The following is a 13077-nucleotide window of genomic DNA, read 5'->3' as shown; positions in this document are numbered from 1 at the left end:
GGGGGGTGACGGGGGCGGGGCCGGTGAGTAACGGGCGGGCTCGCCGCTCAGGGGCCGGTACCGGCTGCTCGGGGTAGGTCATGACACCGGCTCCTTCAGTGCTCGGTCCGCCGGGATGTCGGCCGTGACCGTCACGGCGGCAGGGTCGAGGTCGCCCGGCTTCGGCATGACGCTGCCGGGAAGCTGGACGGCGGCCGCGCCGTGGGCGACAGCGGAGGCGAGGGCCTCGGGGCCGCTGCCACCGGCGATCAGGAAACCGGCGAGGGAGGAGTCACCGGCGCCCACGTTGCTGCGGACCGTGTCGACGCGGGCGCTGCCGAACCAGGCGCCCTCGCCGGACACCAGCAGCTGCCCGTCGGCGCCGAGGCTCGCGAGGACGGCCCGGGCACCCATCTCACGCAGTTCGACGGCGGCCTTCACGGCGTCGCCGACGGTGGCGAGGGGACGGCCGACGGCACCCGCGAGCTCCTCGGCGTTCGGCTTGACCACGTCGGGCCGCTCGCGCAGGGCCGCGAGCAGCGCGGGTCCGGAGGTGTCCAGGGCGATCCGCGCCCCGGCGGCGTGGGTGCGGGCGACCAGGTCGGCGTACCAGGAGGGGGCGAGGCCGCGCGGAAGGCTGCCGCAGCAGGCGATCCAGGAGGCGTCGCGGGACTGCTGCCGCACGGTCTCCAGGAGCAGTTCACGTTCGGCGTCGGAGAGTTCGGGGCCCGGCGCGTTGATCTTCGTCAGGACGCCGTCGGCCTCGGCGAGGGCGATGTTGGAGCGGGTGGCCCCGGCGACCGGGACCGGCGAGACCTCGATGCCCTGCTGGTCGAGCAGGTCGGCGACGAGCGCGCCCGGGGCGCCGCCCAGGGGCAGGACCGCCACGGTGCGCTGCCCGGCAGCGGCGACCGCGCGCGAGACGTTCACGCCCTTGCCGCCCGGGTCCATCCGCTCGCCGGTGGCGCGGATGACCTCGCCGCGGTCGAGGGACGGCACCTCGTAGGTTCGGTCCAGGGACGGGTTGGGGGTGACGGTGAGGATCATGCGCGCACTACTTCCGTGCCGCCGCGCTCGATGGCGACGGTGTCTTCGGGGCTCAGCCCGCTGTCGGTGATCAGCAGGTCCACGTCGCTCAGGTCGCCGAAGCGGGCGAAGTGCTCCTGGCCGTGCTTGGAGGAGTCGGCGAGCAGCACCACGCGGCGGGCGGCGGCCACGGCCGCGCGCTTCACGGCGGCCTCGGCGAGATCGGGAGTGGTCAGACCATGTTCGGCGGAGAAGCCGTTGGCGGCCACGAACAGCACGTCGGCGCGGATCTCGCCGTACGCCCTGAGCGCCCAGGCATCCACGGCGGCGCGCGTACGGTGCCGTACGCGCCCCCCGATGAGGTGGAGCTGGATGCCGGGGTGGTCGGCGAGGCGGGCCGCGATGGGCAGGCTGTGCGTGACGACGGTGAGCGAGGCATCCAGGGGGAGGGCGGCGGCCATGCGGGCCACCGTCGTGCCGGCGTCGAGGATCATCGTGCCCTCGGTGGGCAGTTCCGCGAGGGCCGCCTTGGCGATGCGGTCCTTCTCGTCGGGGGCCGTGGTCTCGCGCTCGGCGAGGTCCGGCTCGAAGTCGAGACGCCCGGCCGGGATGGCGCCGCCGTGCACCCGGCGGACCAGGCCGGCGCGGTCGAGGGCCTTCAGATCCCGGCGGATCGTCTCCGCCGTCACCTGGAACTCCTCGGCCAGCGACACGACATCCACTCGGCCGCCGTCACGGGCGAGCCGGAGGATCTCCTGCTGCCGCTCCGGTGCGTACATGTCTGTTCGCCTCCGACTCATGCCCGAACGTGTGGTTTCAGCGGGAGGCTACGCCGAGATTTCGCCAAAGTAAACAGGTTCGGACCCAATCGGGCATGATCAGAAATCAAGAACGGGCCCGGCACCCTGAGGGTGCCGGGCCCGTCCCCCGCTCTCAGGCCAGCGCCGGTTCGCTCTCCCCGTCCGGCTCCTGACCCTCGACGTGCAGCGCCGGCCGCTTCGGCAGGGCGAACATCAGCAGGAAGATGACGCCCATCACCGCGGCCACCCACCCCAGCGCGTTCTCGAAGGCGTGCCCGAAGGCAGGACCGATCTGGTTCAGGCTCAGGTGATCGCCGATCGTGCCGAAGAACACCACCGAGACCAGGCCGAGCCCCAGCGCGTTGCCCATCTGCTGCACGGTGTTGATCAGACCGGAGGCGGAGCCGGCGTGCTCGCGCGGCACCTCGGAGAGGATCGCGTCGGTCAGCGGCGCGAAGATCAGCCCCATGCCGATCCCCATCACCACGAGGGGCAGCGCCATCTGCCAGGGCGTGATCCCGAGCCCGTAGTGCGCGGACTCCCAGACATAGAGCAGGACCCCGCCCGCCATGACCAGCGCGCCCGCCTGGAGCACCTTGCGCCCGAAGCGCGGGACGAGCATCTGCACCGACAGCCCGGCCGCCGCCGACACGGCGATCGAGAACGGCACCCCGGTCAGTCCGGCCTTCAGCGGGCTCCACCCCAGCCCGATCTGCATGTACAGCGTCCACACCAGGAAGAACACGCCCAGCGCGACCCCGAAGACGGTCTGTACGGCGATCCCGGCCGCGAAGCTCTTGACCCGGAACAGCGACAGCTCGACCAGCGGGGAACCATCCCGACGGGCCTTCCGCATCTCGTACGCCACCAGCACCGCGAGAACGACGAGCGACCCGGCCATCGACACGTACCCCCACAGCGGCCAGCCCAGCTCGCGCCCGCGGGTGAGCGGGTAGATCAGCATCAGCAGACCGAGCGTCACCAGCGCGACCCCCACCAGGTCCAGTTTCAGGGCCCGCGGCGCCCTGGACTCGGTGATGAAGCGGCTGCCGAGGACCAGGCCCGCGACACCCACGGGCAGGTTGATCAGGAAGATCGACCGCCAGCCCCACCCGAACAGGTCCCACTCGGTCAGCAGCGCGCCGAGCAGCGGCCCGGACACGGCTCCCAGGCCCACGACCGCGCCGAACATCCCGAACACCTTGCCGCGTTCGTGTGCCGGGAAGGTGGCGTGCACGATCGACAGCACCTGCGGCACCATCAGCGCGGCCATGCCGCCCTGCAGGATCCGCGAGGCGACCAGCATCTCGGGGTTCACCGCGAGACCGCACAGGGCGGAGGCGACGGTGAAGCCGCCGATGCCGACCAGGAAGACCCGCTTGCGGCCGTGGATGTCGCCGAGCCGTCCCCCGGTGATCAGCCCGGCGGCGAAGGCGAGGGCGTATCCGGCGGTGATCCACTGGATCTGACTGAAGGACGCGCCCGCCTCACGCTGGATCGACGGGATGGCCACGTTGACGATCGTGACGTCGACGAGGTCCATGAAGGCCGCGGTCATCACGATCGCGAGGGCGTACCAACGGCGGCGGTCGGTGCCGCCGCCGTCCGTGCTGGGGATGGTCTCGGTGGAGGTCATGGATCGAAACTAGACCCCCAATAGGTCAGATCGTGTCCTACTGGTGCGGCATCCTCGCCTGTATGACGACGGACACCCCGGCCCGGCTGCTGACGCTCCTCTCCCTCCTCCAGACGCCCCGCGAATGGCCCGGCGGCGAGCTCGCCGACCGGCTCGGGGTGTCCCGCCGCACGGTCCGACGGGACATAGACCGGCTGCGCGAACTGGGCTATCCGGTGCAGGCGACCAAGGGCGCCGACGGCGGCTACCGGCTGGTCGCGGGCAAGGCGATGCCGCCGCTCGTGCTGGACGACGAGGAGGCGGTGGCCATCGCGGTCGGGCTGCGCGCCGGGGCGGGGCACGCGGTGGAGGGCCTGGACGAGGCGTCGGTACGGGCGCTGGCCAAACTGGAGCAGGTGCTGCCCGGCCGGCTGCGCCACCGCGTGACCACGCTCCAGGCCGCGACCACTCCGCTGACCAGCGGCGACGGGCCGAGCATCGCGCCCGAGACACTGACCGTCATGGCCTCGACGGTGGCCGGGCACGAGCGGCTGCGGTTCGCCTACCGGGCAGCGGACGGCACCGAGTCGCGGCGCCTGACGGAGCCGTACCGGCTGGTGTCGACGGGCCGCCGCTGGTACCTGGTGGCCTATGACATCGACCGGGACGACTGGCGTACGTTCCGCGTCGACCGGGTGAGCGAGCCGTTCGCCACCGGGGCGCGGTTCGCGCCGCGCGAGCTGCCGACGGGGAGCGCGGCGGAGTACCTCCGGCAGTCGGTGCAACGGCACCAGGACTCCTACGACTTCGAGGTCACGTTCGCCGCGCCGGCCCGCTTCGTCGCCGCCCGGCTGCCCAAGTGGCTCGGGACGCCCGAGCCGTTGGACGACAGCAGTTGCCGGCTGAGGGGGTCCGTGGGAGACGGGATGCCGTGGGTGGCGTTCCGGCTGGCCATGCTGGAGTGCGACTTCACGGTGCGTCAGCCGGAGGAACTCGTGACGGCCGTCCGGGAGTTGGGGGCACGGTTGAGCAGGGCGGCCGAGGGCGGGACGTGAGCCGTCGTTCCACGGCCCCGACGGGATGGGCCCCCGTCGGCTCGTCCCGACAGGCAAGCTCCCGCCCGTCGGCTCACGTCCTGGCAGGCCCCCCGCCCCGTGGGCTCACGACCCGACAGGCAAGCTCCCGCCCCGTCGGCTCACGACCCGGCAGGAAGGCCCCCACCCCCCGTCATCTCACGACCCCCATGGGAAGTCCCGCAGCGCCGCGAGGTTCCGCAACGCCAGCTCCGCCGGTCCTCCCGGGCCTTCCAGGGGCCCGTCCCCCTCGGCCCAGCTCTCCAGGGCCGTCCGTACGGCGGCGCTCGCGACGGCGGCGGCGAAGCGCGGTTCAGGGGCGTCGGCAACGTCGTCGCCACCGTCCGGCACCGCGTGCCCCCCTGCCGAACGGGCACGTGTCACCCGTTCCAGCAGCACCTCGGCCATCATCCGTTCGGAGGCCTGACAGACCTCCGTCCACACCCTGCGCAGGGAAGGGTTCGCCTCGGCGAGGCGCAGGAGCGTGCGGCCCCACTCCCAGGAGGACGCCGAGACGCCGACGCCCGGGGTGAGGGTGTGGCGGACCCCCTGCTCCAGGGCCTCAAGCACGCCCACCTCGGCGGGAACCGCGCGTACCGCCTCCGCCCAGCGCTGGGCGCCGGCCGCGTAGAGCGGGGCGAGGGCCTCCTCCTTGGTGGCGAAGTACCGGTAGAACGTGCGCGGGGCGATGCCGGCGGCCTGGGCGATGTCCTCCGCGCGGGTGGCGCGCAGACCGTCCCGCACGAAGAGTCCGGCCGCCACCCGGGCGATCTCCATCCGCGTCTCGGCCTTGCGTCGTTCGGTCAGCGAGGGCTGAGGCGGGGTCGGGGTGGTGCTGCTCACGCCCGGCAGGGTATGCCCATGTGACACAATCTGCCATCTGGCGGGCCACCCCGTGGTTCAGGTACGGGGTGCCCCGCTCTCCTGCACGGCCCGTCAGCGCGGACATGAAAAAGCCGGGCCCGGCGCCCGGGGGGAGAGGCGCCGAAGCCCGGCCTTGGGAGAGTCCCGGCGCCGGGGGGATTGCGACGGGACTTGGCTCTGTGGGGCCAGGGACGTGGCCCCCGGCCCGAACTGGTGGACCCGGAAGTCTTGTTCCCTGAGCCCTGCGCGTTAAGCGGCGTTACACCGCCATGTTTGCGCGGTCTTTCGCCACCCGGCGTACGCGGTGTCACGCCGCCGCGTCGAAGCCGGTGCTGCGCGCCAGCTTCTTCAGCTCCAGCAGCGCGTGCTTCTCGATCTGCCGGATGCGCTCGCGGGTCAGGCCGTGCTCCTTTCCGACCTCGGTCAGGGTGCGCTCCCGGCCGTCCTCGATGCCGTAGCGCATCTTGATGATGGAGGCCGTGCGCTGGTCGAGGCGGCCGATCAGGTCGTCGAGCTCCTCGCTGCGCAGCAGCGTCAGCACCGACTGCTCGGGCGACACCGCCGAGGTGTCCTCCAGGAGGTCGCCGAACTGGGTCTCCCCCTCGTCGTCCACCGACATGTTCAGCGAGACCGGATCGCGGGCCCAGTCGAGCACGTCGGTGACGCGCTCCGGCGTCGAGCCGAGCTCGGCGGCGATCTCCGTGGGCTCCGGGTCCCGCCCGTGCTCACGGTTGAACTCGCGCTGCACCCGGCGGATCCGGCCCAGCTCCTCCACCAGGTGGACGGGCAGGCGGATCGTACGGGACTGGTCGGCTATGGAGCGGGTGATGGCCTGGCGGATCCACCACGTCGCGTAGGTGGAGAACTTGAAGCCCTTGCGGTAGTCGAACTTCTCGACCGCGCGCACCAGGCCGGCGTTGCCCTCCTGGATCAGGTCCAGCAGCGGCAGGCCGCTGCGGGGGTAGCGGCGGGCGACGGCGACGACGAGGCGCAGGTTGGAGCGGATGAAGATGTCCTTGGCCCGCTCCGCGTCGGCGACCAGGGCCTCGAGCTCCTCGCGGGTGGCGTCCGCCTTGGTCTCCTCGTATCCGTCGAGGACCTGCTTCGCGAACACACCCGCCTCGATGACCTGGGACAGCTCCACTTCCCTGGCTGCGTCGAGCAGTGGTGTGCGCGCGATCTCGTCGAGGTACATGCCGACCAGGTCGCGGTCGGCGATCTCGCCGCCATGGGCGCGAACACTGCTTGCCGCGGGGGCCGTCTCGCCGTTGGCGGACTGGCGACGGGCGACGGCACGGGTTGCCATGCGAGCTCCCTTGCGTGGTGAGGTCAGCGGGTGGTCCTGCGGACGCTGGACTCCGTCTCCGGGACTCTTCGGACTCTCCTCGGGTGCCCTGCATCCGATGGAAACAACGACTGGAATCAGGACAGAATTCCCAACCGACCCGTCAATTTTTCTGATCATGCAGTACCCTGTCCGGCCACACAGGGAGGCGGGATGTCGACGGAGCGTACAGAGGTGCAGGTCAGGCCGGGAGTCGAGAGCGACCTCACGGACCTCACAGCCCTCTACAACCACTACGTACGTGAGACGGCGATCACATTCGATACCGAAATCTTCACTCCGGAGGCACGCCGCCCCTGGCTCCTCTCCCACCCTGAAGACGGCCCGTACCGCCTGATGGTTGCCGCGGACCCGGACTCACAGGAGATTCTGGGCTACGCCACATCCAGCCCGTTCCGCCCGAAGCCCGCCTACGCGACCTCCGTGGAGACCACGGTGTACGTCGCGCCACAGGCCGGCCGCCGGGGCATCGGCACGCTCCTCTACAAGGCCCTCTTCGAGGCCCTGGCCGGCGAGGACCTGCACCGCGCCTACGCGGGTGTAGCGCTGCCGAACGAGGCGTCCGTCCGGCTGCACGAGCGCTTCGGCTTCCGGTACGTCGGCACGTACCGGGAGGTCGGCCGCAAGTTCGGCCGCTACTGGGACGTGGCCTGGTACGAGAAGCCCCTGCCGTAGGGCGGCGGGATCAGCCGAACTGCACCGACCGCTTCGCCAGCCCCATCCAGAACCCGTCGATCACGGACTTCTGCGCGTCCAGCTCACCGGTCGCGTCGGCCGCGCCCATGGTCACGAACAGCGGGGCGAAGTGCTCGGTGCGCGGGTGGGCGAGCTGTCCCGCCGGCGACTTGCGGGTGAAGTCGAGCAGGGCGTCCACGTCACGCGACTCCAGCGCCCGTCGGCCCCAGTCGTCGAACTCCGCCGACCAGGCGGGGATGCCGCCCTGCCGGAGCGCCGCCAGGTTGTGGGTGAAGAATCCGGAGCCGACGATGAGCACACCCTCGTCCCGCAGGGGCGCGAGCCTGCGGCCGATCTCCATCAGCCGGACCGGGTCGAGCGTCGGCATGGAGACCTGGAGGACCGGGATGTCGGCCTCCGGGTACATCTCGACCAGCGGGACGTACGCGCCGTGGTCGAGACCGCGGTCGGGGACGTCCTGGACGGGAACCCCGGGGGCGCGCAGCAGCTTCCGCACCGACTCGGCGAGTTCCGGTGCGCCCGGAGCGCCGTAGGTGACCCGATAGTAGTGCTCCGGGAAGCCCCAGAAGTCGTAGACGAGCGGGACGGTCTCGGTGGCGCCGATGGCGAGCGGAGCCTCCTCCCAGTGGGCGGAGATCATCAGGATCGCCCTGGGGCGCGGCAGGCCGGCCGACCATGCGGCCAGTTCACCGGGCCAGACCGGGTCGTCCGCCAGTGGCGGGGCGCCGTGACTGAGGTACAGAGCAGGCATGCGCTCCTGGGTGGCGGCGGACATGCTGCGGCTCCTTCCAAAACATGATTCCCTGACAAAACTGTACGGGCCATTTGTTTAAAGTTCAAGGAGGGGCCGCGTAGAGTGGACAGCATGAAGGCACCCGCATCCGCACCGACCCAGGGCCCAGCCGAGGAGGCCCGAGAACCGCGCTGGCTCACCGACGAGGAGCAGCGCGTCTGGCGCTCATTCATGGAGGGCGTCACCCTCCTCGACGACCACCTCGACCGTCAGCTGCAGCGTGACGCGGGCATGCCGCACGTCTACTACGGCCTTCTGGTCAAACTCGCCGAGGCGCCTCGGCGGCGGCTGCGGATGACCGAGCTCGCGATGCTCGCGAAGATCACCCGCTCGCGCCTCTCGCACGCCATCGCACGCCTGGAGAAGAACGGCTGGGTGCGCCGCGAGGACTGCCCCGACGACAAGCGGGGCCAGTTCGCCGTGCTGACCGACCAGGGCTACGAGGTGCTGCGACAGACCGCGCCGGGCCACGTGGAGGCCGTACGCCAAGCGGTCTTCGACCGGCTCACCCCGGAACAGCAGAAGTCCCTCGGCGAGATCATGCGGATCATCGCCGAGGGACTCCAGCCGACCGAAGCGGGGGCGGACCTGCCCTGGCTCCGCTGAGCCGGGGCAGGTCCTGGAATCCGCGGGTACGGGGCGTCCCCTTCCTCGTACCCGCGGGTGGCCCGAAGTGGTTTTCCGGGTACGGCCGTCAGTGGGCGACGACCGGGACCTGCACCTCGTCCGCCACGTCCGTGTCCGAGCCGGAGCCGGTCACCGTGGCGCTGCCGGGCCGGCCGGCGTTGACGAAGGTCAGGGCGATACCGGCGGCCACGACGAGGATGCCGACGGCGAACCAGATGGCACTGGTGTAGCCCTGCACCATGGCCTCCAGCTGGACCAGCTGCTGCTGGGACCGGCTGGTCGCCCCGGCGATGTGGTCGGTGACGTACGCCGTGGTCGCCGAGGCGGCGATGGTGTTCAGCAGGGCCGTGCCGATCGCGCCGCCCACCTGCTGCGAGGTGTTGACCATCGCGGAGGCGACACCGGAGTCCCGCGGCTCGACGCCCTGGGTGGCCAGCGACATGGCCGGCATGAACGCCGTACCCATGCCGAGGCCGAGCAGCAGCATCGCCGGCAGCAGCAGGGCCGCGTACGAGGAGCCGATCTCCAGCTGGGTCAGCAGCAGCATGCCGAGCGCGGCGACCAGGAAGCCGGGGCCCATCAGCAGGCGCGGGGCGACCCGGGTCATCAGGCGGGTGCCGATCTGGGTGGAGCCCGTGATCATGCCCGCGATCATCGGCAGGAAGGCGAACCCGGTCTTGACCGGCGAGTAGCCCTTCACGATCTGCAGGTAGTAGGTCAGGAAGAGGAACAGGCCGAACATCGCGATGATCGCGAGACCGAGGGAGAGGTAGACACCGCCACGGTTGCGCTCGGTGACCACGCGCAGCGGCAGCAGCGGGGCCTTGACCCTGGACTCGACGGCCACGAAGGCCGCGAGCAGCACCGCCGAGGCGACGAACATGCCGACGGTCACGGAGTCGCCCCAGCCGTCGGACTCGGCGCGGGTGAAGCCGTAGACAAGGGCGACCAGGCCGAGCGTGGACAGGATCACGCCGGGGATGTCGAGCGGGGAGCGGTTGCGGCCGCCCTCCGGCTCACGGATGACGAAGTACGCACCGGCCGCGGCGACGACGGCGAACGGGATGTTCACGAAGAACGTCCAGCGCCAGTCCAGGTACTCGGTCAGGAAGCCGCCCAGGATCAGACCGACGGCTCCCCCGCCACCGGCGATCGCGCCGTAGATGCCGAACGCCTTGGCGCGCTCCTTGGCGTCGGTGAACATCACGGCCAGCAGCGAGAGCGCGGCCGGAGCGAGCAGGGCGCCGAAGACGCCCTGGAGGGCGCGGGCACCGAACATCATGGCCTCGTTGGTGGCCGCACCACCGAGCGCGGAGGCCGCGGCAAAGCCGCCGAGCCCGACCACGAAGGCCTTCTTACGGCCCCACAGGTCGGCTATCCGGCCGCCGAACAGGAGCAGACCGCCGAACGCGAGCGCGTAGGCGGTGACGACCCACTGCCGGTTGCCGTCGGAGATGCCCAGGTCCTGCTGGGCGGAGGGCAGGGCGATGTTCACGATGGTGGCGTCCAGGACGACCATCAGCTGGGCGAGCGCGATGAAGACGAGCGCTTTCCAGCGGTTGGCGTCCGGGACGCCGGGGGCCTTTGAGGCTGTTTCAGACATGGAGGTACCCACTTCGGGACTTCGTGACGGAATTCGGGACGTCGTGACGGAAAAAGGGTGTCGAAAGGTCACGGCTCGCCACGTGGACGGCCGCGGGGCCTGTCACCTGCGCTACTGACGCGTGGGACAGGTGGAACTACTAGTCGGTCAGATGGAACTACTAGTCGGTCAGGCGGAACCACCAGTCGGTCAGGCGGAACTACCAGTCGGTCAGGGCCGGCGCAGATCCTCCAGAGTCACGGCCGTGCCCGGCAGGACGGAGCGAGCGGGAGCCCGCAGTCCGTCCAGGAACAGCTGAAGATGGCGGTGGACGAAGCGGTCGGCATGGAAGCAGTCCGTACCGGCCGGGGGCCGGCTGAGCTGGGCCACGGCGATCATGACGTCCCCGACGTCCACGTCGGCCCGGAGCTGCCCGGCCGCCCTGGCGCGGTCCATGACCTCCGCGACCTGCCGCTCGACCCGTTCGCGCGCGGCTTCCAGGTCCGGGTGGTGCTTGTCGAACGTGCTGGAGACCATCGGGCACAGCGCGCTGATCCGCTCGTCGGCGGCGGCGTGCACGAAGCGCTCCAGCGCCTCGAACGCGTCACCCGTCTCGGCGAGCGCGAGCTCGGCCGCCTGGGCCGTACGGTCCATGACGGAGCAGACGACCTCCCTGACCAGTGCGTCGCGGTCCGGGAAGTTGCGGTACACCGTGGCATTGCCGACGCCTGCCCGGCGGGCGATCTCGTCGAGCGGCACCTCGGGGCCGTGTTCGACGAACATCTCCCGGGCGGCGGTGACGATCCGCTCCCGGTTACGCAGGGCGTCGGCGCGGGGCCGGGGCGCCTTGCGCTCGACGGGGGTGGCGGTCTGCACGGCGTACTCCTGATGTGAGGTGCGAGGTGCGAGGTGTGTGCGGTGTTCGATGATGCGATCCGGGGAGAGGCTCCCCGTTTCGCTCGGACACATGGCTAAACGGGGACCGAGTCCCCGGTATTTCCCGCACTCGAACCTTTTCCTTGTGACCTGCCTCACAAGCCTGGACGGGCGCTACTGACGGGAAACCCTCGATCGGGCTCATCCAGCGGGCGCCGCCACCCCCCTCGACGCAGGGTGATCGCAAGGTGCAGCCGGAACCGGAGGCTGCCGTGGCGCGGGAGGTCCCTTGCAGGTCCCCTTCATGCAGCCGCGGCCTCGGCGCCCCCGGTCGGCCCGCACGGGACCACCCGGCCGGGGCGCCCGGCCCGGCGGCCGTGACCGCCGTACGGAACCGGCCGCCCGAGACCACCGCCCGGAACCGGCCGCCCGAGACCACCGTCCGGAACCGGCGGCCCGAGACCACCGCACGGAACCGCCGGGCCGCCGAATACCCAGGCGCCGCCTGGCCGCCGTGTCCTGCGTGACCGCCCTGACCTTCGCGGTCAGCACGTCCGTCGGCACGGGCCGCCTCCCCCCGGGCGCCACGACCTCAGGAGCGGGCCCCATATCCCTGACTCACACCTCCCCGCACGGCCCCTGCATGATCCAGGCCGCCCGCGAGATCCAGATGTCCGAGGGCATCCCCACCTCCGACATCTACACCCGCTCCACCGGCACCGTCCGCGCCCTCACCCTGATGATCGACTTCTCCGACGCACCCGGCGAGGGCAAGGCCCTGGACCGCTTCCGGGAGTTCTTCCCACAGACCCGGCAGTGGTTCCGCACCAGCTCCTACGGCCGCCTCGACTACCGGGCCGAGACCCCGATCCCGGCGTGGCTGCGCATGCCGAAGTCCTTCCGGGAGTACGGCATAGAGCGCGGCGCCCCTTTCGACCCCGGCTACCGCACGCTGGTCCAGGACATCGTGGCGGCGGCCGACTCCGAGGTGGACTTCCGCGCGTACGACATCCTGAACGTCCTGGTCACCCCGAACGCGGGCCCCTCCGCCCTCGACACGGTCCTGTCCGTCACCTTCGCCGGCAACCCCGAGGCCCCGAGCGCCGACGGCATCCCCGTGGCGAACGCCTCCTTCGTCTACTCCCGCCAGGACGACGGCTCCGGCTCCTACGACCGCACCGGCTACCGCGTCCTCCCCCACGAGAACGGCCACGTCTTCGGCCTGCCCGACCTCTACACCGCGGACGGCGGGGGCGCTGTCGGCCACTGGGACATCATGAGCGAGGACTGGGGCGCCAACAACGACTTCCTCGGCTGGCACAAGTGGAAGCTGGGCTGGCTGGACGCCGAGCAGGTGCACTGCGTCTCGGCCCCCGGCACCGCGGAGTACACCCTCTCCCCCCTGGCCCACGCAGGCGGCTCCAAGCTGGTCATCATCCCCCTGGACAGCCGGACAGGCTACGTCGCCGAGCTACGCACCCGCGCCGGCAACGACGAGACGGTGTGCCGCCCGGGCGTCCTGATCTACAAGGTCGACGCGGATGTCGACACGGGTATGGGCCCGGTCAGGGTCCACGACGCCCGCCGAGACAGCGGCGGCTGCACGCGCTCCCCCAACGTCCACGCGGAGCTCTCCGACGCGCCGTTCCGGCCCGGGGAGACGTTCAGGGACACCCGGAGGGGGATTGTGATCAAGGTGGTGGAGGCGGATCCCGCGGGAAACCACCGGGTGCGGGTGAGGCGGGGGTAGCCGGTGAGACGGCCGCTCAGCCCACATGCCGGAGGCCGATTCGGGATTACG

The 13077-nt window shown here is 71.2% G+C and carries 12 protein-coding genes; 4 read left to right on the top strand and 8 right to left on the bottom strand.

Annotation, left to right across the window (positions count from 1 at the left end; all coding sequences use genetic code 11):
- Positions 1-78: 78 nt before the first annotated feature.
- The 3 genes from pfkB to IE97_RS0134990 all read right to left on the bottom strand — a co-directional run bounded on the left by pfkB (position 79) and on the right by IE97_RS0134990 (position 3441).
- On the bottom strand, positions 79-1026 hold the full coding sequence (gene pfkB / locus IE97_RS0135000; RefSeq protein ID WP_030250226.1) for a 1-phosphofructokinase: 948 nt from the start codon (positions 1024-1026) through the stop codon (positions 79-81).
- Positions 1023-1784: a DeoR/GlpR family DNA-binding transcription regulator gene (locus tag IE97_RS0134995; RefSeq protein ID WP_030250221.1), complete on the bottom strand. Its 762-nt coding sequence runs from the start codon at positions 1782-1784 to the stop codon at positions 1023-1025. The genes pfkB and IE97_RS0134995 overlap by 4 nt, the downstream gene beginning before the upstream one ends.
- A 154-nt stretch (positions 1785-1938) precedes the next feature.
- Positions 1939-3441: an MFS transporter gene (locus IE97_RS0134990; RefSeq protein WP_030250219.1), complete on the bottom strand. Its 1503-nt coding sequence runs from the start codon at positions 3439-3441 to the stop codon at positions 1939-1941.
- A gap of 62 nt (positions 3442-3503) precedes the next feature.
- On the opposite strand from IE97_RS0134990, the gene IE97_RS0134985 reads away from it, so the two are divergent.
- The gene (locus tag IE97_RS0134985) at positions 3504-4475 is read left to right on the top strand and encodes a helix-turn-helix transcriptional regulator (RefSeq protein WP_030250216.1); all 972 of its coding nucleotides are present in this window, start codon (positions 3504-3506) and stop codon (positions 4473-4475) included.
- A gap of 177 nt (positions 4476-4652) precedes the next feature.
- Here the strand turns inward: IE97_RS0134985 and IE97_RS0134980 are convergent, their stop codons facing one another.
- Positions 4653-5336: a TetR/AcrR family transcriptional regulator gene (locus IE97_RS0134980; protein WP_030250212.1), complete on the bottom strand. Its 684-nt coding sequence runs from the start codon at positions 5334-5336 to the stop codon at positions 4653-4655.
- A 328-nt stretch (positions 5337-5664) separates the two neighbouring features.
- Positions 5665-6663, bottom strand: coding sequence for a sigma-70 family RNA polymerase sigma factor (locus IE97_RS0134975; protein WP_030250208.1), 999 nt, complete (start codon positions 6661-6663; stop codon positions 5665-5667).
- Between the two features lie 192 nt (positions 6664-6855).
- Here IE97_RS0134975 and IE97_RS0134970 point away from each other — a divergent pair, with 192 nt between their 5' ends.
- A complete protein-coding gene (locus tag IE97_RS0134970) occupies positions 6856-7377 on the top strand; it encodes a GNAT family N-acetyltransferase (protein ID WP_030250203.1) in 522 nt (173 codons plus the stop codon).
- A gap of 10 nt (positions 7378-7387) precedes the next feature.
- On the opposite strand, the gene IE97_RS0134965 is transcribed toward IE97_RS0134970, so the two are convergent.
- Positions 7388-8173, bottom strand: coding sequence for a dioxygenase (locus IE97_RS0134965; protein WP_030250200.1), 786 nt, complete (start codon positions 8171-8173; stop codon positions 7388-7390).
- Positions 8174-8263: 90 nt separating this feature from the next.
- Between IE97_RS0134965 and IE97_RS0134960 the strand changes: the two genes are divergently transcribed.
- The gene (locus IE97_RS0134960; RefSeq protein WP_030250195.1) at positions 8264-8797 is read left to right on the top strand and encodes a MarR family winged helix-turn-helix transcriptional regulator; all 534 of its coding nucleotides are present in this window, start codon (positions 8264-8266) and stop codon (positions 8795-8797) included.
- Positions 8798-8885: 88 nt separating this feature from the next.
- On the opposite strand, the gene IE97_RS0134955 is transcribed toward IE97_RS0134960, so the two are convergent.
- Both IE97_RS0134955 and IE97_RS0134950 read right to left on the bottom strand, forming a co-directional pair.
- The gene (locus IE97_RS0134955) at positions 8886-10421 is read right to left on the bottom strand and encodes an MFS transporter (RefSeq protein ID WP_030250190.1); all 1536 of its coding nucleotides are present in this window, start codon (positions 10419-10421) and stop codon (positions 8886-8888) included.
- Positions 10422-10631: 210 nt separating this feature from the next.
- Positions 10632-11276 carry a TetR/AcrR family transcriptional regulator gene (locus IE97_RS0134950; RefSeq protein ID WP_030250185.1) on the bottom strand — a complete coding sequence of 215 codons (645 nt, stop codon included), beginning with the start codon at positions 11274-11276 and terminating at the stop codon, positions 10632-10634.
- Positions 11277-11799: 523 nt separating this feature from the next.
- Between IE97_RS0134950 and IE97_RS0134945 the strand changes: the two genes are divergently transcribed.
- Positions 11800-13026, top strand: a complete 1227-nt coding sequence (locus IE97_RS0134945; protein WP_234310822.1) for a M6 family metalloprotease domain-containing protein — start codon at positions 11800-11802, stop codon at positions 13024-13026.
- The last annotated feature ends 51 nt before the right edge of the window (positions 13027-13077 follow it).

Source organism: Streptomyces sp. NRRL S-455 (genome assembly GCF_000717875.1).
Taxonomy (GTDB): Bacteria; Actinomycetota; Actinomycetes; order Streptomycetales; family Streptomycetaceae; genus Streptomyces.
This window is presented reverse-complemented; position numbering and strand designations above follow the sequence as displayed.

Bases quoted from the DNA above. Each gene is read 5' to 3' on its own strand.
- pfkB (WP_030250226.1), bottom strand. From the start codon at position 1,026: ATGATCCTCACCGTCACCCCCAACCCGTCCCTGGACCGAACCTACGAG.
- IE97_RS0134995 (WP_030250221.1), bottom strand. From the start codon at position 1,784: ATGTACGCACCGGAGCGGCAGCAGGAGATCCTCCGGCTCGCCCGTGAC.
- IE97_RS0134990 (WP_030250219.1), bottom strand. From the start codon at position 3,441: ATGACCTCCACCGAGACCATCCCCAGCACGGACGGCGGCGGCACCGAC.
- IE97_RS0134985 (WP_030250216.1), top strand. From the start codon at position 3,504: ATGACGACGGACACCCCGGCCCGGCTGCTGACGCTCCTCTCCCTCCTC.
- IE97_RS0134975 (WP_030250208.1), bottom strand. From the start codon at position 6,663: ATGGCAACCCGTGCCGTCGCCCGTCGCCAGTCCGCCAACGGCGAGACG.
- IE97_RS0134970 (WP_030250203.1), top strand. From the start codon at position 6,856: ATGTCGACGGAGCGTACAGAGGTGCAGGTCAGGCCGGGAGTCGAGAGC.
- IE97_RS0134965 (WP_030250200.1), bottom strand. From the start codon at position 8,173: ATGTCCGCCGCCACCCAGGAGCGCATGCCTGCTCTGTACCTCAGTCAC.
- IE97_RS0134960 (WP_030250195.1), top strand. From the start codon at position 8,264: ATGAAGGCACCCGCATCCGCACCGACCCAGGGCCCAGCCGAGGAGGCC.
- IE97_RS0134955 (WP_030250190.1), bottom strand. From the start codon at position 10,421: ATGTCTGAAACAGCCTCAAAGGCCCCCGGCGTCCCGGACGCCAACCGC.